At 63.3% G+C, this 20,824-nt stretch carries 22 protein-coding genes and 1 pseudogene; 16 read left to right on the top strand and 7 right to left on the bottom strand.

Annotation, left to right across the window (positions count from 1 at the left end; translation table 11 throughout):
• The first annotated feature begins 173 nt into the window (after positions 1–173).
• Positions 174–803 (top strand): DUF4136 domain-containing protein, encoded by a 630-nt coding sequence (locus JAB1_RS19360; protein WP_070281429.1) that lies wholly within the window; start codon positions 174–176, stop codon positions 801–803.
• A 170-nt stretch (positions 804–973) separates the two neighbouring features.
• Here the strand turns inward: JAB1_RS19360 and JAB1_RS19365 are convergent, their stop codons facing one another.
• The 4 genes from JAB1_RS19365 to JAB1_RS19380 all read right to left on the bottom strand — a co-directional run bounded on the left by JAB1_RS19365 (position 974) and on the right by JAB1_RS19380 (position 5,916).
• Positions 974–1,963: a quinone oxidoreductase gene (locus JAB1_RS19365; protein WP_070281430.1), complete on the bottom strand. Its 990-nt coding sequence runs from the start codon at positions 1,961–1,963 to the stop codon at positions 974–976.
• A 23-nt stretch (positions 1,964–1,986) separates the two neighbouring features.
• Positions 1,987–2,376, bottom strand: coding sequence for a methylglyoxal synthase (locus JAB1_RS19370; protein WP_034786684.1), 390 nt, complete (start codon positions 2,374–2,376; stop codon positions 1,987–1,989).
• A 29-nt stretch (positions 2,377–2,405) separates the two neighbouring features.
• Entirely contained in the window at positions 2,406–3,326 is a 921-nt protein-coding gene (locus JAB1_RS19375) for an EamA family transporter (RefSeq protein ID WP_070281431.1), read from the bottom strand.
• A 118-nt stretch (positions 3,327–3,444) separates the two neighbouring features.
• A complete protein-coding gene (locus JAB1_RS19380; RefSeq protein WP_070281432.1) occupies positions 3,445–5,916 on the bottom strand; it encodes an alkaline phosphatase D family protein in 2,472 nt (823 codons plus the stop codon).
• A gap of 185 nt (positions 5,917–6,101) precedes the next feature.
• Between JAB1_RS19380 and JAB1_RS19385 the strand changes: the two genes are divergently transcribed.
• The 14 genes from JAB1_RS19385 (at position 6,102) to JAB1_RS19445 (ending at position 17,158) form a co-directional block, all read left to right on the top strand.
• Positions 6,102–6,827, top strand: a complete 726-nt coding sequence (locus JAB1_RS19385; RefSeq protein WP_034786485.1) for a YebC/PmpR family DNA-binding transcriptional regulator — start codon at positions 6,102–6,104, stop codon at positions 6,825–6,827.
• Between the two features lie 58 nt (positions 6,828–6,885).
• Positions 6,886–8,154, top strand: a complete 1,269-nt coding sequence (gene purD / locus JAB1_RS19390; RefSeq protein WP_070281433.1) for a phosphoribosylamine--glycine ligase — start codon at positions 6,886–6,888, stop codon at positions 8,152–8,154.
• 88 nt (positions 8,155–8,242) lie between these two features.
• Positions 8,243–8,989 carry a hypothetical protein gene (locus JAB1_RS19395; protein WP_070281434.1) on the top strand — a complete coding sequence of 249 codons (747 nt, stop codon included), beginning with the start codon at positions 8,243–8,245 and terminating at the stop codon, positions 8,987–8,989.
• Positions 8,990–9,072: 83 nt separating this feature from the next.
• Entirely contained in the window at positions 9,073–9,210 is a 138-nt protein-coding gene (locus tag JAB1_RS29980; protein ID WP_161789604.1) for a hypothetical protein, read from the top strand.
• Between the two features lie 4 nt (positions 9,211–9,214).
• The gene (locus tag JAB1_RS19400; RefSeq protein ID WP_070281435.1) at positions 9,215–9,862 is read left to right on the top strand and encodes a hypothetical protein; all 648 of its coding nucleotides are present in this window, start codon (positions 9,215–9,217) and stop codon (positions 9,860–9,862) included.
• Positions 9,859–10,662 carry a hypothetical protein gene (locus tag JAB1_RS19405; protein WP_070281436.1) on the top strand — a complete coding sequence of 268 codons (804 nt, stop codon included), beginning with the start codon at positions 9,859–9,861 and terminating at the stop codon, positions 10,660–10,662. The genes JAB1_RS19400 and JAB1_RS19405 overlap by 4 nt, the downstream gene beginning before the upstream one ends.
• Positions 10,663–10,763: 101 nt before the next feature.
• Positions 10,764–11,678, top strand: coding sequence for an oxygen-dependent coproporphyrinogen oxidase (gene hemF / locus JAB1_RS19410; RefSeq protein WP_070281437.1), 915 nt, complete (start codon positions 10,764–10,766; stop codon positions 11,676–11,678).
• Positions 11,679–11,722: 44 nt separating this feature from the next.
• Positions 11,723–12,370, top strand: a complete 648-nt coding sequence (gene nadD, locus JAB1_RS19415) for a nicotinate (nicotinamide) nucleotide adenylyltransferase (protein ID WP_225317413.1) — start codon at positions 11,723–11,725, stop codon at positions 12,368–12,370.
• Complete coding sequence (rsfS, locus tag JAB1_RS19420; protein ID WP_070281438.1) at positions 12,371–13,060, top strand: ribosome silencing factor; 690 nt, start codon at positions 12,371–12,373, stop codon at positions 13,058–13,060.
• 6 nt (positions 13,061–13,066) lie between these two features.
• Positions 13,067–13,537: a 23S rRNA (pseudouridine(1915)-N(3))-methyltransferase RlmH gene (gene rlmH / locus JAB1_RS19425; protein ID WP_070281439.1), complete on the top strand. Its 471-nt coding sequence runs from the start codon at positions 13,067–13,069 to the stop codon at positions 13,535–13,537.
• Between the two features lie 8 nt (positions 13,538–13,545).
• The gene (locus tag JAB1_RS19430) at positions 13,546–14,166 is read left to right on the top strand and encodes a Maf family protein (RefSeq protein WP_034786478.1); all 621 of its coding nucleotides are present in this window, start codon (positions 13,546–13,548) and stop codon (positions 14,164–14,166) included.
• A 43-nt stretch (positions 14,167–14,209) separates the two neighbouring features.
• Positions 14,210–15,673, top strand: coding sequence for a ribonuclease G (gene rng, locus JAB1_RS19435; protein WP_034747098.1), 1,464 nt, complete (start codon positions 14,210–14,212; stop codon positions 15,671–15,673).
• Positions 15,674–15,675: 2 nt separating this feature from the next.
• On the top strand, positions 15,676–16,458 hold the full coding sequence (locus tag JAB1_RS19440; protein WP_070281440.1) for an AraC family transcriptional regulator: 783 nt from the start codon (positions 15,676–15,678) through the stop codon (positions 16,456–16,458).
• Positions 16,459–16,531: 73 nt separating this feature from the next.
• Positions 16,532–17,158 carry a LysE family translocator gene (locus JAB1_RS19445; protein ID WP_070281441.1) on the top strand — a complete coding sequence of 209 codons (627 nt, stop codon included), beginning with the start codon at positions 16,532–16,534 and terminating at the stop codon, positions 17,156–17,158.
• Here JAB1_RS19445 and JAB1_RS19450 read toward each other — a convergent pair.
• The 3 genes from JAB1_RS19450 to JAB1_RS19460 all read right to left on the bottom strand — a co-directional run bounded on the left by JAB1_RS19450 (position 17,134) and on the right by JAB1_RS19460 (position 19,369).
• Positions 17,134–17,673 carry a hypothetical protein gene (locus JAB1_RS19450; RefSeq protein ID WP_226939445.1) on the bottom strand — a complete coding sequence of 180 codons (540 nt, stop codon included), beginning with the start codon at positions 17,671–17,673 and terminating at the stop codon, positions 17,134–17,136. The two genes, JAB1_RS19445 and JAB1_RS19450, sit on opposite strands and share 25 nt — an antisense overlap.
• Positions 17,674–17,737: 64 nt before the next feature.
• Positions 17,738–18,217 (bottom strand): hypothetical protein, encoded by a 480-nt coding sequence (locus JAB1_RS19455; protein ID WP_052140504.1) that lies wholly within the window; start codon positions 18,215–18,217, stop codon positions 17,738–17,740.
• A gap of 126 nt (positions 18,218–18,343) precedes the next feature.
• Positions 18,344–19,369 carry a LacI family DNA-binding transcriptional regulator gene (locus JAB1_RS19460; protein ID WP_034786474.1) on the bottom strand — a complete coding sequence of 342 codons (1,026 nt, stop codon included), beginning with the start codon at positions 19,367–19,369 and terminating at the stop codon, positions 18,344–18,346.
• A gap of 206 nt (positions 19,370–19,575) precedes the next feature.
• Here JAB1_RS19460 and JAB1_RS19465 point away from each other — a divergent pair.
• Positions 19,576–20,814: pseudogene (locus JAB1_RS19465) on the top strand (malic enzyme-like NAD(P)-binding protein); the annotation flags it as partial.
• Positions 20,815–20,824 lie beyond the last annotated feature (10 nt).

A 20,824-nucleotide genomic window follows, 5' to 3' on the forward strand; every position in this document is an offset into this window, starting at 1 on the left:
AAAAGCCTATTTTACCAACACCAGCCCCCGATAGTCGCGATTCAGGCCAGGAATGTTGGATTCCCTTACACGCCGACATGCTCGGTAACATTCTGTAATAATGAATAGAAACAAATAGAACTATTCTTATAATACTAAGCGATGAATTGTGTCTACTATCAGGAGGTCATGCAATGAAACGTTATCTCACCATCATGATGGCCGCATTGACCGTGTTGCTGACCGGATGCGCCACCACCATACGCAGCGACGTCACCGTCTTCCACGAGTGGCCTGCGCAATTGCAGGACAAATCGTATGCGTTTGAAGCGCCAGCGGCGGAAAACGACACGCTGGAATACCGCAGCTACCAGAACCTGGTGCGCGCGGAACTGGCCAAGCACGGCTTTGGCGAAGCTTCCGGCCCGGCCGCAGCCAATTTGCGCGTGGCGATGCAGTTTTCCACCGTCGACTATCCTGAGCGCGTGCTGCAGGCGTCCGATCCATTCTGGTATGGCCCCGGCTACTGGCCTGGCCGCTACGGCTACCGCTACGGCGCATGGCCAGGCTATGGCCGCTTTGGCTACAACCCCTACTGGTATGGTCCGATGGACATGGAAGAAAGCGTGCGCCACAAATACGAACGCGAATTGCGCGTGACGATCAATGACCGCAACGGCAAGAAACTGTATGACGTGACCGTGCAATCGACCAGCAACAAGCGCGCCACGTCGCAGGTGATGCCGGCCATGGTCGCCAGCGCCTTTGCCGACTTCCCCGGCCAGAGCGGTGTGCCCCGGAAAGTCGAAGTCAAAATCGAGTAATGACTTTGCAATATAAAAAAACCGGCTGGTGCAGCAATGCGCAAGCCGGTTTTTTTATGTCTACGAATAATACGCCTCGGCCGCAAACGTCAGCGCGCCGATCAGGGCGACGGCCAATAACAGCACGATCAGCAATCGGCCGAACTTCGGCGTGCCGTCATTGCCGCCGCTCATGGCACGATGATGGTGGAACCGGTCGTCTTGCGCCCTTCCAGGTCCGTGTGCGCCTGGGCGATATGGGCCAGGCTGTAGCGCTGGTTGATCTCGATCTGCACTTCGCCGCTGCTGACGACGCCGAACAGCGAGGTGGCCATTTCTTCCAGGTTCGCACGGTTCGAGGCATAGCTGAACAGGGCCGGACGCGTCAGGAACAGCGAGCCGCGCGACGCCAGTTCACTGAGGGTGAAGGCCGGCACGGGACCGGACGCGTTGCCGAAGCTGACCATCATGCCCAGCGGCGCCAGGCAGTCGAGCGAACCCGTAAACGTATCCTTGCCGATGGAATCGTACACCACGGAGACGCCCTTGCCGCCCGTGATCTCGCGCACGCGCTCGACGAAGTTTTCCGTGTTGTAGTTGATGACGTGGGCGGCGCCATGCGCCTTGGCCAGCGCCGCCTTTTCATCGGAACCGGCCGTGCCGATCAGGTTCACACCCAGCACTTTCGCCCACTGGCAGGCGATCAGGCCCACGCCGCCCGCGGCCGCGTGGAACAGGACGGTATCGCCCGCCTTCAGGGCCACCGTGCGGTGGAACAGGTATTGCACCGTCAAGCCTTGCAGCATCATGGCGGCGGCCGTATCGAAAGCGATGCGCTCGGGCAACACCAGCAGCAGGGCCGCCGGCAAGTTGCGCTGCTGCGCATACGCGCCATTGATGCGCGCCGCATACGCCACCCGGTCGCCGATTTTCACTTCCGTGACGCCCTCGCCCACTGCCTCGACGATGCCCGCGCCCTCGACACCGAGGCCATTGGGCAGCGGCTGCGGGTACAGGCCCGTGCGAAAATACACGTCGATGAAATTGAGGCCGATGGCCTCGTGTTTCACGCGCGCCTCGCCGGGGCCGGGCGGCGGCAGTTCCACGTCCACATATTCCATCACTTCCGGGCCGCCCACACGCTGTACGCGGATGGCCTTGGTGGTAATCGTTGCACTCATGCTCATCTCCTTGTCTGGGTGAATCAGGCGGCCGCGCTGGCCCGCGCCTGCAGCTGCGACAGCACCAGGTGCGCCGACGACAGATTCGTCGCGCACGCCACGTTGTGCACGTCGCAGGCGCGCACCAGGGCGTTGATGTCCGGCTCGTGCGGCTGCGGCGTCATCGGGTCGCGCAGGAAAATCACGCAATCGATCAAGCCTTCCACCAGCAGCGAGCCGATCTGCAAGTCGCCGCCGAACGGACCGGAATGCTTGCGTTCGACCGCCAGGCCCAGTTCGTTGATCAAGCGGCCGCCCGTGGTGCCCGTGGCCGACAGTTCGCAACCCTTCAAAAAGTCCAGGTATTCGCCCGCCAGGGTAATCATGTCATCTTTTTTCTTGTCGTGGGCAATCAGGGCGATACGTGTTTTCATGGTGAGGACCATTTCAGTGGGTGGAGGAATTATTTCTTTTTCGACAGCAAGTAGATACCGGCCAAGACCAGGCTGGTGCCAGCCAGTTGCCAGTTGGTGATCGGTTCATCGAGAATCATGGCGCCCAGGAACAGGGTCGACACGGGGCCTATCATGCCCGCTTGCGAGGCGACGGGCGCGCCGATGCGCTCGACGGCGATCATCGTCATGAAGACGGGCATCACCGTGCAAAAGATGCCGTTCAGCAAAGACAAGCCATACACGGGCATGGGCTGGATCAGCAGCTCGACGGGACGCAGGATGAAGAATTGAAAGATGCAGGCAAAGCTGGCCACGCACATCGCATAGCTAACCAGGCGCATCGAGCCGATGCGCTTGACCAGTTCACCCGAGCCCAGCAGATACACGGCATACGCGCAAGCCGAACCCAGCACGAGAGTCGACCCCAGCGCCACATTGCTGGCGCCGCCCTGCAAGTCATGCACGAACACCAGCACGATGCCGCAGTAGGACGTGAACAGTGCCAGCCACTGCAGGCGGCTGATGCGCTGCTTGAAGTACACGGTGGTAATCAGCAGCACGAAAGTAGGCGTGAGGAACAAAATCAGCCGCTCCAGGCCGACGGAAATGTATTGCAAGCCTAGAAAGTCCAGATAGCTGGACAGGTAGTAGCCGACGAGGCCCAGCCCGACGAGGCGCAGCCGGTCGCTGGTCGACAGCGGCGGCTCCGTGCGCATCTTCCACCAGGCGATGACGGCGAATACGGGCAGCGAAAAAATCATCCTGAAGGCGATCAGGGTGACGGAGTCGATCTGGTAGCGGTACAGCAGCTTGGCGACGATGGCCTTGGTGGAAAACAGCACCGCCCCGCCCACGGCGATGGCCAGGCCACCGAGGTAGACGGAACGGGGAAGCGAGGGAGGAGATGCTTGCGGGGAACTGGAGCTCATCTCCAGATTGTAAGGCAAAAGCGACAGGCGGCTGATAAGCCCGACGGCAAAAACCGGGGTCGGACCCTGAGGGTCTGACCCCAGCCCTTGCTTTGGGCTTGACGTTTAATAAATAATTTTAAGACACCACCACCGCCGCCGCGCCCGCCGTCACCGTCGCCGTCGTCACCCGCGCAATCACGTTGCTTGGCGCCGCCGTGCCGATCAGTTTATTTACCTGCTTGAACTGCGCCACCAGCTTGCCCGGCGTCAAAGTGACCACCGTATAGCCCTGCGCATCCGTATTCAGATGCTTGATCCACGGGTTGTTGCCCAGGCCGGACAATTGCTGCGCCAGGCCCAGCAGGGTCGCGCTGAAGTCAGTGCTCGCTTTCAAGCCGGCCTGCACGGCAGCTACCGTGGCTTCGAGCTGCGCCTCCGGCACGCCCTTGGCGGCCAGGGCGCCGCGCAGCTGCACGCGCAATTGCTCCAGCAGGCTGTCGATGGTGGGCGCCGCCTTGCCCATGGTGTAGTCGAGCAGATTGATGTCGAGATTCACCGTGCCCAGGCCCGTGACGGGAATGGCCAGCGGATAGCTGACGAGGGTGCCGATATCGCCCATGCTGCCGGCGGCCGACTTCAGGTAACTGAAGAAGGAATCGGAGCTGACGCCGGCCGACACCAGGTCCACCATGACGGGCGTGCCGCCGCCGGCGGCATCGAAATCGTCGCTGACCGTGCCCGCAAAAAACGAGTGGATATCGCCGGTAATCGCCACCACGTTGCCGATGGCATTGTTTTTCAGGTGCGCCATCAAATTCTTGCGCTCGCTGTTGTAGCCATCCCACTGGTCGCAATTGAGCAGGAAGCGCGTGAAGAATGGCGCCAGTGCCGCCTGCTGGCCGGAAGCGGCGACAAAACTCGATGCCGCACCCTTGGCCTGCACGTCGGGCTTGATCCAGCCGAAGGCGATCACTTGCGCGGCGGCGGCCGGCGAGCCGCTGTTGTAGGCCGCCACCGTGATGCCGGCCTGGGCCGCGCTCAAGCCGGCGCCCACGGCAGCGGCGCCCTGCGCGCCGGCATTGGCTGGCGCAGCGGCAATCGCCATGGCCGCCGCTTGCGCCACGGTCGCCGATGCGCCCGCCGTGGAAGCGGCCACGATGCTGGAGGCCAGCGGCACGCTGCCGCCCACCAGTGGCAGGGTGCTGGCGATGGCCTTGCCCACGTTCGACATGGCGCTCAGGGCCAGCAAGGTGGCGATCGCATCCGTGCCATTCAAGCCCATGCGCAGCAAGGACACTTCATTGCCCCACAGCTTCCAGGTAGAGGTCGCTGCCTTCATCTTGCTTTTCCACCAGTCGCGCTGGGTCGTGCCCAGCATGCCGACGGCAGCCAGCGGGTCGGCACCGGCCTTGGTGGCGGCGGCCATCTTCTGCCCTTCCACGCTGTCGAACAGCGCTTGCGGCACCAGATAGCGGCTGCCGATGCTGCCCAGCGGCTTGCCCGTGGTGGGATTGATGGTCGATTCGGCGATCGCATGGTCGGCGCGGTACAGGCGCTCGTCCGTCATCACCAGCTGCATCAGTTTGCCAAACTGGAAATCGCGGTAGATCTGGATGTTCTGGAACGTTGTCGCGGCGGCATCGAACGTGACGTCGGCCGGCATGTATTCGAACCACGCCTGGTTGGCGCTGCGGCGGCGGGCCGGCTGGTGCAAATCGCTGCCGTCGGCGGCCACGATGCCCTCGTAGGTGGAGGCGTCCTGCCAGGCGTCGTCCGTGAATTCGTGATCATCCCAGATGGCGATGAAGGCAAAGCGTTCGTGCACGGCTTGCAGGCGCGCATCGGTGCGGTATTTCTTGTACAGGTAGCGGTAATCGGCCACCGTGGTGGCATATTTCGCGCCGGACGTGCCGCTTTTATACGTGCCGTCCGGCAGTTTCAGCTGGTCGTGGCGACTTTCCACGGCGCCGCTCTGGAATGCCTCGCCCACCGTTTCATAGATGTAATCGCCCAGGTGGACGATGAAATCCAGGCTTTCATTGGCGGCGATGTGCGACAGCGCGCCCCAGTGGTTGATGCTCCAGTCCTGGCACGTCAGGTAGGCGAACTGCAGCTGCGGCACGTCGGCCGTGGCGGCGGGCGCTGTCTTGAAGCGGCCCACGTTCGAGCGCACGTCGCCGGCGATGAACTGGTAAAAATACACCTGGCCCGGCTGCAAGCCCGTCACCTTGTGGCGCAGCGTATTGTCGAAATCGGCTTTCAGCGGCAGCTTGGCATCGACGATGGGCGTGCCGACCAGGGCCGTATTGCTGCCCAGGGCGGCCGTATTGTCGCTGGCGCTGACGATCAGGCGTACGGCGACCTCGTCCTTGCCGGCCACGGCGGGCGCGACGGCATCGAAACTGGCGGGCACGACGCGCGTCCACAGCATGGCGCTGTCGGCGCGCGGGTCGCCCGAGGCCACGCTTTGCGGGAATTTCCAGTCGCTGCCCGAGGCCAGCGGCACGCCAGGATCGCTGTAATCGGTGCTGCCGCAGGCGGCGAGGCCGGCGGTCGCCACGGAGACCGTGATAAAGCCGCCCAATTTCAGAAATTGCCGCCTATCCATTTGACTTGCCATGATGTCGCGCCCTTAATCTTGATTATTGGAGTGGTGGGATGATGCATAACATGAAAGCGCGTCACTTTAACAACAAAATGTGTCCGCTTGATGACCGGGCCATGCCGCTTTGCGGGGGGCCGATATGCTAAAATGTCGGCCACAATTGAACACCCGTCTAAGGAAGATTCGACATGGCAGGACATAGCAAATGGGCCAACATCAAGCATAAAAAGGCTGCCACCGATGCCAAGCGCGGCAAAATCTGGACGCGCCTGATCAAGGAAATCACGGTCGCGGCCCGCATGGGCGGCGCCGACGCCATCACCAATCCGCGCCTGCGCCTGGCGGTCGACAAGGCGGCCGATGCGAACATGCCAAAAGACAACGTCCAGCGCGCGATCAACCGCGGCAGCGGCGGCGTCGACGGCGCCAACTACGAGGAAGTGCGCTACGAAGGCTACGGCGTGGGCGGCGCGGCCGTCATCGTCGAATGCATGACCGACAACAAGGTGCGCACGGTGGCCGAAGTGCGCAACGCCTTCAACAAGAATGGCGGCAACATGGGCAATGAAGGCTCGGTTGCCTTCATGTTCCAGCACTGCGGCCAGCTGCTGTTCGCGCCGGGCACCGACGAAGACAAGCTGATGGAAGCGGCACTGGAAGCGGGCGCCGACGACGTCATCGCCGATGAAGAAGGCGGCTTCGAAGTGGTCACTCCCGTGCACGATTTCGCCACCGTCAAGGAAGCGCTGGAAGCGGCCGGCTTCAAGGCCGAAGTGGCCGAAGTCATCATGAAGCCGGCGACGGAAACCGTCTACGCGGGCGACGACGCCATCAAGATGCAAAAGCTGATCGATGCGCTGGAACTGCTGGACGATGTCCAGGAAGTGTTTACGAACGCCCTGATCGAGAACTAAGCAACAACATCAAGGGCGGCACCGCCGCCCTGCAACCCACATTGAACGAACGGTACCTATGAAAATTCTGGTAGTCGGCTCTGGCGGCCGCGAACACGCCCTGGCCTGGAAACTGGCCCAGTCCGAACGCATACAGATGGTGTATGTCGCGCCGGGCAATGGCGGCACCGCGCGCGATGCGCGCCTGGTCAATCTCGACATCAGCGACCCGCAATTGCTGGCCGATTTCGTTCAACAGGAACACATCGGCCTGACGGTCGTCGGTCCGGAAGTGCCGCTGGCGGCGGGCATCGTCAACCTGTTCCGCTCGCGCGGCCTGAAAATCTTCGGCCCGACGAAAGAAGCGGCGCAGCTGGAATCGTCGAAGGACTTCGCCAAGGCCTTCATGCAGCGCCACGGCATCCCGACAGCCGCCTACCAGACGTTTTCCGACGTCGCTCCCGCGCACGCCTACATCGACGCCATGGGCGCGCCCATCGTCATCAAGGCCGACGGCCTGGCCGCAGGCAAGGGCGTCGTCGTAGCCATGACCCTGGAAGAAGCACACCAGGCGGTCGACATGATGCTGGCCGATAACCAGTTCGGCGACGCCGGCGCGCGCATCGTCATCGAGGAATTCCTCGCCGGCGAAGAAGCGAGCTTCATCGTCATGTGCGACGGCAAGAACATTCTGCCGCTGGCCACCAGCCAGGACCATAAGCGCCTGAAAGACCACGACCAGGGCCCGAACACGGGCGGCATGGGCGCGTATTCGCCGGCGCCTATCGTCACGCCGGCCATGCATGCGCGCGTCATGCGCGAAATCATCGTGCCGACCATCCAGGGCATGGCCAAGGATGGCATCACGTTCACGGGCTTCCTGTACGCGGGCCTGATGATCGACGACAAGGGCACGCCGAAGACCTTGGAATTCAACTGCCGCATGGGCGACCCGGAAACGCAGCCGATCATGGCGCGCCTGAAAACCGACCTGGTGACCGTCATGGAGCACGCCGTCAACGGCACGCTCGACGCCGTGGAACTGGAATGGGACCGCCGCACGGCCGTCGGCGTCGTCATGGCTGCCGCCGGCTACCCGGACGATCCTGTCAAGGGCACGTCCATCGGCGACATCCCGGCCGAGACGCCCGATTCCGTCACCTTCCATGCGGGCACCCGCATCGAGGGCGAACGCCTGGTCACCAACGGCGGCCGCGTGCTGTGCGTGGTGGGCCTGGGCGACAGCATCAAGATGGCGCAGAAGCAGGCGTATGAAACCGTGGAAAAAATCCATTTCGACGGCGCGCAATACCGCCGCGACATCGGCTGGCGCGGTTTGAAGCATTGATCGCCCCATAACGATCACACGGCGGGCCGGCGCGGAATGCATCCGCCCCGGCCCGTTTTCATTTTGATCACCTCCCTCATTCCTCGCCATGACCATTCCACCCGGCCTTGCCGCACCAGACCGCGATGCCCCGGTGAGCCCCCTGACCTGGCTGACGCTTGCCTCGCTGCTCGTTGCCGGCCTGGCCTGGTACTGGTTCAGCAGCCATGCCGTACCACGCTGTGATACCAGACAAACCGTGGCCGCGGTCACGGATGGCAAATTCAGCCTGCACGATATCAAGCAGGCCGGCTATGCCTGGTCGCAAAAAACCCGTGGCTGCCTGGCTACCGTCATCCAGGACGGCAAACCGATGCAATACGCCTGGACCATTTCGCGCGTGGAAGGCCGCCGCAAAAGCCGGCTGGAGTATGACCATGCGCATCCGGGCATCGTGCAAACGCGCTTTGCCGGCATCGCCTGGCATGGCGGCTTTGCGCAGCAGGGCCAGCCCATCGGGCGCGATGGGCTGAAGAATGCGGTGCTGGCCGGCATGGATGCACTGCGCGGCAAGCAGCTCTACCATGCCAATCTCAACGCGGTGGTGTCGCCGCAGCACTACCGTGAAATCGGCGATATTGAAGCGCTGGGACCATGCAAGGCAGTATTGCCCGGCGTGGTTTCCTGCCGCCTGCTGCTGGCCCGCAACGACCTTGCGCCCGCTGCCGCAACAAAGGTGCTGGCAGTGTCGGTACTGCAGCAAGGCGACTTTACTTTCCAGCGCAGCGAGGATGGCAAGAACTGGTCGCTAACACCGCGGTTCAGGACAGAACTGGAGCAGGCGCAACTTCAATAGTGCGCTGGGGAAACGAGATTACATTGTAAAATTTACCATCTTGAATCTTCACAAACCCACTCCCGATGACAAGCGATCCACCTGTGCCCACGCATACTTCCGTCGAGGCGCTGCATGTGCTGAAGCTGCTCACGCGCCGCCAGCGCGACGCGGCCGGCAATGGCTGGTCGGTGACGCCGCAATTTGCCGGCGAACCGCCTCTGGCCAAAGTAAATGAGTAAGTCCATGCATATCGAACCGCCCCACGCATCGCTGGGCCAGCTGCACCAGCTTGGCCTGATCACCGCGCAGGAACTGGACGAGGCCAACTCGGAACGCGATATCGCCGCCCATGAGCGCCTGCACCCGCCCGAGGATCCCGTCGACATGCCGGAACTGGCGCAGGACGCCGATCTGGCCAGCACTCTGGGCTGGCTGCTGCTGACCGATCTGCTGCCCAAGAATGACTTCGACAAGCGCATGGCCAAACTGCCACCCCGGCAACAGGCACTGGCAGCAGAGGGGGTGCGGCACTACAACCGCCGCGAGGTCGACGCCTTGTACGAGCTCGATTTGCTGAACCAGTTCCAGCGCGACGCGGCACACGCGACGGTGCCGGCCGACCGCATGTTTTATACGCCCTGGATCGCCATGCGCTGGCTGGTGATCAACGACATCCTGCCGACGGCGCAGTTCGAAGCGCTGGAAGTGCACGTGCGTGAACATGGCAGCGAACTGGCGCGCGACATCATGGAAGCGTCCAGGCTGCGCCATGGCCACGACCGCATCCCGTACAAGCGCCCACCGGCCTGGAAAGGTGCGCTGATCGTGCTGGGGCTGATCCTGGTCATGTCCGTCGTGTACGGCTTGCTTACCGGAGGCCTGCAGCCATGAGCACCGATCCACGCCTGCTGCCGCTGGCAGAACTGCTGCGCCTCGGCCTGATCACCAGCGACGAATACGACGATACGCTGGCCGAACTGGAGATCATCGACCTGCAGCGCGCGCACAATGCCGCCGAAGACATTGATATGCCGGAGCTGGCGATGAATGCCGACCAGATCGGGACGCTGGCCTGGCTGCTGAGCGCCGAGCTCGTGCCCGAGGACCGTTTTTTCAAGATGCTGCGCAAGCTGCCCGCCGATGAACCTCGCCGGCACCTGGCCAGCGCCGCGCTGCAGCAGGTGAACCGGCAGGCGGTCGACGCGCTGTACCAGCAGAACCTGATCAACCCGTGGCAGCGCGACGCCGCCCACGACAGCCTGCCAGCCGGTCACCTGGCCGCCACGCCCGTCGCGGCCTTGCGGCATATGCTGAAACAGGGCACGCTATCGACGCTGCAATACAAGGAGCTGCAAGCGCGCACGCGCGCGCACGGCTCGCCACTGGCGCGCGTGATCGTCGATGCTGCCGGCAAACCGCCGGTCCAGTATGGCCGGCGCGCCGCGCGCCCGTTCAACGTCCTGATGATAGTGCTGATGCTGCTAATGCTGATGCTCGTGGCGATTGTTGGGCCGTTGTGGTTCAAGCGCGAGCAGCCAACGCCTGCGGCACCGCTGGCGCAGCCGGCCGACACGGTGGAACGCGACGACCGGCAGCAGCGTGCGGCGCAAGCACTCGATGCCGCCCGCCAGCCGGGCCATGAGAGCGTGCAATATGATGTCCATGTGGTGCAGGACAAGCCGCCTCGCTAAAGCAGGGCCGGCAACAGCAGCGCCGGTTTTGCTATCACAAAAATCCGTAACAGGGTACAATCCGTCCTTACTTTTTTATTTCGGCCTCGTCGGCCCACGCGATGTCGTCAACTCCCTCTCCTTCGGCCGTCAAGGCCTATTTGCTCGATTTGCAAAGCCGTATCGTGCAGGCACTCGAAGCGCAGGACGGCAAGCCCTTCCTGACCGATGTCTGGCAGCGCCCCGAGGGCGGCGGCGGCATTTCGCGGCTGATCGAGGAAGGCAATGTATTCGAGCGGGGCGGCGTGAACTTTTCGCACGTTACCGGCGCCGCATTGCCGCCATCGGCAGCGGCCGCGCGCCCTGAACTGGGCGGCAAGGCGTGGGAAGCGATGGGCGTGTCGCTGGTGCTGCATCCGCGTAATCCGTATGCGCCCACGGTGCACATGAATGTGCGGTTTTTCAGCACCGTCAATGCCGATGGCGAACCCGTATGGTGGTTCGGCGGCGGCATGGACCTGACGCCGTATTATGGCGACGCGGGCGACGTGAAGCACTTCCACCAGGTGTGCCATGATGCGCTGGCGCCGTTTGGCGACGAACTGCATCCGAAGTTCAAGCAGTGGTGCGACGATTATTTCTACCTGAAGCACCGGCGCGAAGCGCGTGGCGCCGGTGGCATCTTCTTCGACGATTTCAACGCCCTGGGCTTTGACGACAGCTTTGCGATGATGCGCAGCGCCGGCGACGCTTTCGTCAAAGCCTATGTGCCGATCCTGGCGCGCCGCAAGGACACGCCCTACGGCGAACGCGAACGCGATTTCCAGTGCTACCGGCGCGGACGCTATGTCGAGTTCAACCTGGTGTTCGACCGCGGCACCCTGTTCGGCCTGCAGTCGGGCGGACGCACCGAGGCGATCCTGATGTCGATGCCGCCCGTGGTCAAGTGGCGCTACGACTGGCACCCGGAAGCGGGCAGTCCCGAAGCGGCGTTGTATACTGACTTCCTCGTGCATCGCGACTGGCTGCAGGCGTGACCGGAGTTAGCACGACGCATGGCATCGCCGGCAATACCCCATGCGTGGCGCTGCTGGGCGGCAGCTACGATCCGGTGCATATGGGCCATGTCGCGCTGGGCACGCATTTTTCCAGCCTGCTGCACGCCGATGAACTGCGCGTGATTCCGGCCGGCGCGCCCTGGCAAAAGGGCAACCTGGGCGCCACCGGCCAGCAGCGTGCCGAGATGGCCGGCCTGGCGTTTGCCGGCCTGCCCGTGCCGGTCGTGATCGACCGCCAGGAAATCGAGCGCAGCGAACATGGCCAGGCCAGCTACACCATCGATACCTTGCGCCAGGTACGCGCCGAGCTGGGAGCGCGCGCATCCATCGTTTTCCTGATGGGCGCCGACCAGCTGCAGCGGCTCGCGACATGGCGCGAATGGCAGCAATTATTTGAATACGCGCATATCTGCGTCGCGGCCCGCCCCGGCTTCGCGCTGAATGACACCGCAGTGCCGCAAGTGGTCGCCGAAGAATTTTCGCGCCGCCTGGGGTCACTGGAAAGCATCCGCAACACGCCGCACGGTCTGACTTATCTGGCACAGGACTTCGCGGTGGATATCTCCGCCACCGAAATACGTGCGGCATTACAACGGGGGAATCGGGCAAACTCGCTTGTTTCCCCGCTAGTGCTAGACTATATTGAACAACATAATTTATACAAAAGCTAAATGGACATCAAAAAACTGCAAACCCTCGTCGTTGACGCCCTTGAAGACGTCAAAGGCCAAGACATCGCCGTCTTCGAAACGAGTCACCTGACCAGCCTGTTCGACCGCATCGCGATCGTTTCCGGTACCTCGAACCGTCAAACCAAGGCGCTGGCCGCCTCGGTGCGCAACAAGGTCAAGGACGCCGGCGGCGACATCATCGGCATGGAAGGCGAGGAAACGGGTGAATGGGTGCTGGTCGATCTGGGCGACATGATCGTCCACATCATGCAAGCGCCTATCCGCGCCTACTACCGCCTGGAAGAAATCTGGGGCGACACGCCGGTCAAGCTGGGTGCCGCCAAGCGCGCGCCGAAAAAAGCGGCCGGCGACGAGCCGAAAAAGGTCAGCGGCCATCTGGCAGCGAGCAAGGCCAATGTGGAAGCTTCGCCCGTGATCGAGAAAAAGACACCGGCCAAGAAAGCCACGGCCACCACCGCCGCCAAGAAAGCCCCGGCGAAAAAAGCCACCGCTTCCAAAGCTGTCGGCAAGACCGTGAAAGTCGCGCCAACCAAGACCGAAGCGGCTGCCGTGAAAGCCTTGAAAGCGCTGCCAGAGAAAAAAGTGCGCGCCCCACGCGCGGCCAAGCCGGCAGCCGATGCTGCACCGGCAAAAACCGTGATCAAGCGTATCAAAAAAGTCGAAGCGTAAGCCTCGATGCAGCTCATCATCGCTGCGGTCGGCCATAAAATGCCGGCCTGGATAGAGACGGGCTTCGCGGAATACGCGAAGCGCATGCCGCCGGAATTGCGCATCGTGCTGAAAGAAATCAAGCCGGTGGAGCGTTCCGGCAGCAAGACCGCCGCCACGGCGATGGCGCTGGAACGCGAACGCATCGAAACCGTCCTGCCCAAGGGCGTGCGCATCATCGCGCTCGACGAACGCGGCAAGGACCTGACCAGTGTCGGCCTGTCGCAGCAGTTGATGGCGTGGCAGCAGGATGGCCGCGACACCGCCTTCCTGATCGGCGGCGCCGACGGCCTCGATCCGCAACTCAAGGCACGTGCCGAAGGCATGCTGCGCATTTCCAGCATGACCCTGCCGCACGGCGTGGTGCGCGTGATCCTCGCCGAGCAGCTGTATCGTGCCTGGTCGATCACGCAAAACCACCCCTATCACCGCGTCTGAACTCCCCCATGAAAACGGCTGATCACAAGATCTACCTTGCCTCCAAAAGCCCGCGCCGGCGCGAACTGCTGCGCCAGATCGGCATCGATTTCGAATTGCTGCTGCTGCGCAGCGACGGCCCGCGCGGCGCCGACGTCACCGAGGAAGTCCTGCCCGGCGAATCGGCGCTCGACTATGTCGCCCGCGTGTCGAATGAAAAAGCCGCCTTCGCCTGGGACCTGGTGCGCCGCCGCCACCTGACCCCGCGCCCCGTGCTGGCAGCCGACACCACCGTCACCATCGACGGCATCATCCTCGGCAAGCCGGCCGACCGCCTTGAGGCCGTGGCGATGCTGCAGCAGCTGTCGGGCCGCACGCACGAGGTGCTCACCTCGATCGCCGTGCACTACAAGGATTTCGCCGAGCAGCGCACGCAGGTGTCGCAAGTGCGCTTCGGCGTGCTCTCGCCGGCCTCCATCGCCGCCTATTGCGCCACGCCCGAGCCCTACGACAAGGCCGGCGGCTACGGCATCCAGGGCAGCGCCGCCCTGTTCGTCGAGCATATCGAAGGCAGCCATTCCGGCATCATGGGCCTGCCCCTGTACGAGACGGCGCAATTGCTGCGTGAAGCAGGTTTGCCCCTGCCCTGATCCCGGGTATGATGTCATTCGTCGCCTCCACTTCCCCGCCTCCATGAACGAAGACATCCTGATCAATATCACGCCGCAAGAAACGCGCGTCGCCCTCATCCTGCAGGGCGCCGTGCAGGAATTGCACATCGAGCGCACGCTCACGCGCGGCCTGGCCGGCAATGTGTATTCCGGCAAAGTGGTACGGGTGTTGCCGGGCATGCAGTCGGCCTTCATCGACATCGGCCTGGAGCGCGCCGCCTTCCTGCACGTGGCCGACATCTGGGAAGCGCGCGGCCACGACGGCCAGAACGCGACACCGGCGCCGATCGAAAAAATCCTCTTCGACGGCCAGGTGCTGACGGTGCAGGTGATCAAGGACCCGATCGGCACCAAGGGCGCGCGCCTGTCGACGCAGATTTCCATCGCCGGACGCATGCTGGTGTACCTGCCCCAGGACAAGCACATCGGCATTTCGCAGAAAATCGAAAAGGAAGCGGAGCGCGAGCAGTTGCGCGTGCGCCTGCAAAGCCTGCTGCCGCCCGATGAAAAAGGCGGCTACATCGTGCGCACCATGGCCGAGGATGCTTCCGACGCGGACCTGAAGGCGGACGTCGACTACCTGCGCAAGACCTGGAGCACGATCACGCACGGCGCGCGCACGCGTCCCGCCACCAGCCTGCTGCACCAGGACTTGAGCCTGGCGCAGCGCGTGCTGCGCGACTTCGTCGGCGATGAAACGGCCACCATCCAGGTCGATTCGCGCGAGAACTACGTCAAATTGCGCGAATTCGCGGAAATCTACACGCCCAGCGAACTGACGCGCTTGCAGCACTACACGGGCGAGCGCCCGCTGTTCGACCTGTATGGCGTGGAAGAAGAGATCCTGCGCGCGCTGGGGCGCCGGGTCGACCTGAAATCAGGCGGCTACCTGATCGTCGACCAGACGGAAGCGATGACCACCATCGACGTCAACACGGGTGGCTTTGTCGGCGGGCGCAACTTCGCCGACACGATTTTCAAGACCAACCTGGAAGCGGCGCACGCCATCGCGCGCCAGCTGCGCCTGCGCAACCTGGGCGGCATCATCATCCTCGACTTCATCGACATGGACAATGCCGAGCACCGCAACGCCGTGCTGGCCGAACTGAAACGCACGCTGTCGCGCGACCGCACCAAGGTTTCGGTGAGCAACTTCTCGCCGCTGGGCCTGGTGGAAATGACGCGCAAGCGCACGCGCGAATCGCTGGCCCACATCCTGTGCGAACCCTGCCCCGCCTGCGCCGGCAAGGGACAAGTCAAGACCTCGCGCACCATCTGCTACGAAATCCTGCGCGAACTGCTGCGCGAAGCAAAACAGTTCAACCCGCGCGAATTCCGCATCCTCGCCTCGCAGGAAGTGGTCGATCTGTTCCTCGAAGAAGAATCGCAGCACCTGGCCATGCTCGGTGATTTCATCGGCAAGAAAATCTCGCTGCAGGTGGAGAATGCCTACCACCAGGAGCAGTACGACGTGATCCTGATGTAGTCATGCCGGGCACCACCGCCTTCTGGCGCGACCCGTCTCTCCCCCATGTGGAGAGCCGGCGCGCCTGCCACAGCCGGGCGTGCTACAAGCCGCACAGCCATCCCACGTTTTCCATCGGCGCCGTCGACGCAGGCGGCAGCATCTTTACAGGCAGCAAAGACGGCAAGGTCGCCCTCGGCAATGGCAGCCTGGTGCTGGTGCCGGCCGGCTGCGTGCACGCCTGCAATCCCCTGCCTGACGCCCCGTGGAGCTACCAGATGCTGCATCTCGATGCGCGGTGGCTGCAAGCACACGCGCCGGCGCTCGATGGCGACACGGCGGCGGTGTTGCACTACCCGCTGCTGTATGCGCAGTTTTGCGCCATGAATGCGCTGCTGTTTTCAACGGCCGGCGCGGCGGAGAAAAATGCGGCGCTGCTGGCGTTTCTGGGCGCTTGCGCCAGCGCCAGCGTCTGCGCAGACGTGCTGCCGTCGGAACGCAAGCCGCTGCCCCAGCAGCTGGCGCCCGTGCTCGCGACGCTGCAGGCGCAGCCCTCGGCCAGCCTGTGGCAACTGGCGGAGGCGGCTGGCCTGAGCCCCTATCAATTGATCCGCGCCTTTCGCGCCGCCACGGGCCTGACGCCGCATGCCTACCAGCTGAATATGCACGTCAACCGCGCGCGCAGCCGCTTGCAGGAAGGGACGGCGCTGGCGCAGCTGGCGCATGAGCTGGGCTTTGCCGACCAGAGCCACCTGCAGCGCGTCTTCAAGGCGCATGCGGGCATCACGCCCGGGCGCTACCGCTAGCCTGCAATTTTCTTCAATACGCGCCGGCAGCAGCATTGCATACTCGCCTCCCTATCGTTACGGAGCGCAAGCCATGCAGGACTTTTTATTGATCGCCGCCGCCCACTTTCTTTCCCTGCTGTCGCCCGGTCCCGATTTTTTCCTGATCGCGCGCACCTCGCTGGCCCACGGCTGGCGCGCCGCCGCCGGCACGTGCATGGGCATTACCGTGGCCAATGCGGTGTTTATCGTGGCGGCATTTGGAGGACTGTCGGTGCTGCGGGCGGGCAGTACGGCATTCATGGTGGTGCGGCTGGCGGGATGCGCCTATCTGCTGTACCTGGGCTGGCTGTTCTTGCGCCATGCGGGCAAGAGCCGCCTGGATGCCAAGCCCTCCACCGGCAAGGCGCGCTGGCGCGGCGGTGTCGTGATGGGGTTTGCCTCCGCCATCCTGAATCCGAAAAATGCGCTGTTCTACGTCAGCCTGGCCACCGTGCTGGCCTCCAGGCAGACAGACACCGCTGCGATGGTCGCATATGGCGCGTGGATGGTCTTTGCCGTGCTGGCGTGGGATATGGCGGTGGCGCTGGCTATCGGCAGCAGCGCCCTGCGGCAGCGCTTTGCGCGCGCGCTGCCGTCGCTGGAACGGCTGTCGGGCGTGATGCTGATCGTGCTGGCGGTGGTGCTGCTAGCGGATCAGGCTGGCAGCGGATCCAGGTAAAACACGGCATACACTTTCAAGGGCGTGGTTTCCGTCGCTTTTTCCGAGCGCACGACGGAGCAATCGTCGGCGGCCAGGCTGCGCCAGTTCTGGATGCCGGCCTTGGCGAACATGGCGTGCGCGGGGGCATTCGCCGCCAGGTCCAGCACCAGGCAGGCGTTGCGCGGGCCGGCGCCGTAGTTGACGGCGCGGATTTCAATGCCGAAGGTCGTCATCCACGGTTCCCACAAGCCTTTTTCCTTGCCGGCGGCCATGCGCTCGAGCATCTCGCCAAACGTCAGACCTTTCTTGACGGTATCCCGCAGTGCTTGCAACGACGGCGCCAGGCGGGGATCGGGCTGCTTGTTGCCGGCGCGGATCTCGGCGATCGCTTTCAATTCCTTGATGATGGCCGCATCGCGTTCCGTGTAATCGCGCATGCGCGCGTAAAACTCGGCATCGAGGAAGGGATTGACGGTCAGCTTGGCGACGCCCTCTTCGCGGCGTTTCGGGGAGGGCGTGTTGGTTTTGGTCATGGCGATGGAGGGCAAAATACGTTGAGGGCCGCCAGTTTAACATCATGGCGCGTCGGCGGCAGCTTCAGCGCCGCTTTAATGTTGCCCCTGGCGGGTGCGGGGCGGCCACTGCGGCGCGCGCGCCAGGCCGCATGAAGTCACGCCGTGGCCCGAACAGGAAGACGGCGCCCGCATACAGCCCCGCCAGGGGGAAGCGCACCTCCCTGAGCAACTGCTGGAAAATGGCGATCGACTGCGCGCGGGTGACGGGAATGTCGGCGCGCCACTGGCACAGCACGTCATGCACGAGGCTGGCATGATACGTCGCCGGCAAGCCCAGGTGCTGCGCGCCATCGGGCGTGCCCACATAAAATAGGCCGAGCACGCTGATACAGGGCGAACAGCCATCCCAGGCATAGCCGGCGCGGATGCGGATCGCCGATTCGCGTATCGTCACCCACTCGTTTTCAAACTCTATGCCGTCAAGCAAGGGCGAGCAATAGCCATAGTCGCTGCCCAGCGCATAGCGCCAGGCATTGCCAGGCATGCCGAAATTCTTCGGCATCAGCGGCCTCCCTGCCGTGCATGCCGCCGTTGTCGCCTATATGTCGTCTGCATGGGGTTATCTTGATCATTATCAATATCAAGATTTAAACATACTCCAGCAAAAGAAGGGCAACAAGCGGCAGACTCAGGCGCGCGGCGCCGCCGTCGATTCGCGCACCACCAGTTCGGGTTTCAGGCGCACGTCGAGCACCGGGGAATCGGGCGAAGCGATGGTTTGCAGGATCAGCCGGGCCGCTTCCGTGCCGATGCCGTGGTGGCGGATGCGGATGGTGGTCAGGGGCGGACGGATCATGTCCATGTAGGGCATGTCGTTGTGGCCCACCACGGAAATATCTTCGGGGCAACTCAAACCCAGTTCGCGGATGGCGTCGTAGCAGCCGAGGGCCACCAGGTCGCTGCCAGTCACCACGGCCGTCGTTCGCGGCGACTGGCGCAGCAGTTCCAGCAGGGCCGCCTTGCCGCATTCGCGCGAATAGCCGCTGCTTTCAAACACGAACGCTTGCGAGCGATCGAGTTCGCTGGCCTGGATGGCGGCCAGGAAACCGAGGCGGCGCACGTGGCCCGTGGACAGGTTTTCCGGGCCGGCGATGTGCGCGATATGGCGGTGACCCAGCGCCAGCAAGTGTTCCACCGCCAGACGCATGCCGACCACGTCGTCGCTGACGACGCAGGAAGCGACGCCCGTCTCGTCGCTGCGGTTGACGGTAACGACGGGCACATTCTGGTCGATGCACATCTTGATGACGGGATCGTCGCGCCGTGCGGTAGCCAAAATCAGGCCGTCGACCTGCTGTCCCAGCAGGCGGTTGATGACGAACAGCTGCTCTTCCTCGTCAGCACCCACGTTGGCGACGATGGCCAGGTAGCCATGCTTGCGCAAGCCTTCCTCGATGCCCAGCAGGATCGGTGGAAAGACAGCGTTGGTAATGTCGGGCAAGACCACGCCGATGATGCGCGACTTGCGGGTGACGAGGGTGGAGGCGGCGCGGTTCGGCCGGTAGCCGAGCCGGCCCGCTTCGGCCAGCACGCGCGCGGCCACCTCGGCGCTGACCATTTGCCGCGTAGCCGGGTTCATCACGCGCGACACGGTGGAAAAGTGCACGCCGCTGGCCCGCGCGACGTCGCTTAAGGTGGGGTTCTTGTTTGTCATGGGCTTCCCGGATCGCAATACGGTGATTTTATCGCAAAAAATGCCCCTGCCGTCAAAAACCGAGCAAACGCTTGCATTGAAATAATGCCGTTGCCCAAAGCGGTTTTGGCCGGCTTAAGTACAATCCAGCCTTGACAGCGTGCAAACGCTTGCATACCATGACTCGGACTTACCACTCGGGCCTGGTTGCCCCTCACAGAATTCCTATGTCTACTTCGCACAGCAAGCACGCCGAACAGAACGGCGAAACCTTCAACCTGAAAGAAGCCGCCCTCGCCTATCATGCGGAACCCCGCGCAGGCAAGATTTCCGTCACGCCAACCAAACCGCTGGGCGACGCCCGCGCCCTGACCCTGGCGTACTCGCCGGGCGTGGCCTTTGCCTGCGAAGCCATCGTGGAAGATCCGCGCACGGCCGGCATCTATACGTCGCGCAGCAACCTGGTGGCCGTGATCACCAATGGCACGGCCGTGCTGGGCCTGGGCGATATCGGTCCGCTGGCCAGCAAACCAGTGATGGAAGGCAAGGCTTGCCTGTTCAAGCAGTTCGCCGACGTCGATGTGTTCGACATCGAACTGGCGGAGAACGATCCCGACCTGTTCATCGACACCGTGGTGCGCATGGAGCCGACCTTTGGCGGCATCAACCTGGAAGACATCAAGGCGCCCGACTGCTTCTACATCGAACAGCAATTGCGCAAGCGCATGAACATTCCCGTCTTCCACGACGACCAGCACGGCACGGCCATCATCGTCGCGGCCGGCATCCTGAACGGCCTGGAACTGGTCGGCAAGGACATCGGCAACGTCAAAGTGGCCGTCTCGGGCGCTGGCGCCGCGTCGATCGCCTGCCTGGACCTGCTCGTCTCGCTGGGCCTGAACAAGTCGCTGCTGAAAGTGTGCGACAGCCAGGGCGTGATCTACCCGGGCCGCGACGCCAGCATGGAAGAGAACAAGGCACGCTACGCGAACGACACGAGCGACCGCGACCTGGCCGACGCCATGGTTGGCGCCGACATTTTCATCGGCGTCTCGAAGGGCGGCGTGGTCAGCGCGCAGATGGTCGAATCGATGGCCGCCAAGCCGCTGATCTTCGCCCTGGCCAATCCGCATCCGGAAATCGCGCCGGAAAAAGTGCATGCCGTGCGCGACGACGCCATCGTCGCCACGGGCCGCTCGGATTACCCGAACCAGATCAACAATGTGCTGTGCTTCCCGTACATCTTCCGTGGCGCGCTCGACGTGGGCGCCACCACCATCAATGAAGAAATGAAGCTGGCCTGCGTGCGCGCCATCGCCGCGCTGGCCAAGGAGCCGCTGCCGGGTCACGAGAGCAGCGCTCTGACGCCGCTGCAACTGATACCGTCGCCGTTCGACGAGCGTCTGCGCAGCTGGGTCGCGCCTGCCGTGTCGCAAGCAGCCATCGCCACCGGCGTCGCCACCCGCGTGCCAGCAG

This window comes from Janthinobacterium sp. MP5059B, assembly GCF_001758645.1.
GTDB lineage: Bacteria > Pseudomonadota > Gammaproteobacteria > Burkholderiales > Burkholderiaceae_D > Janthinobacterium > Janthinobacterium lividum.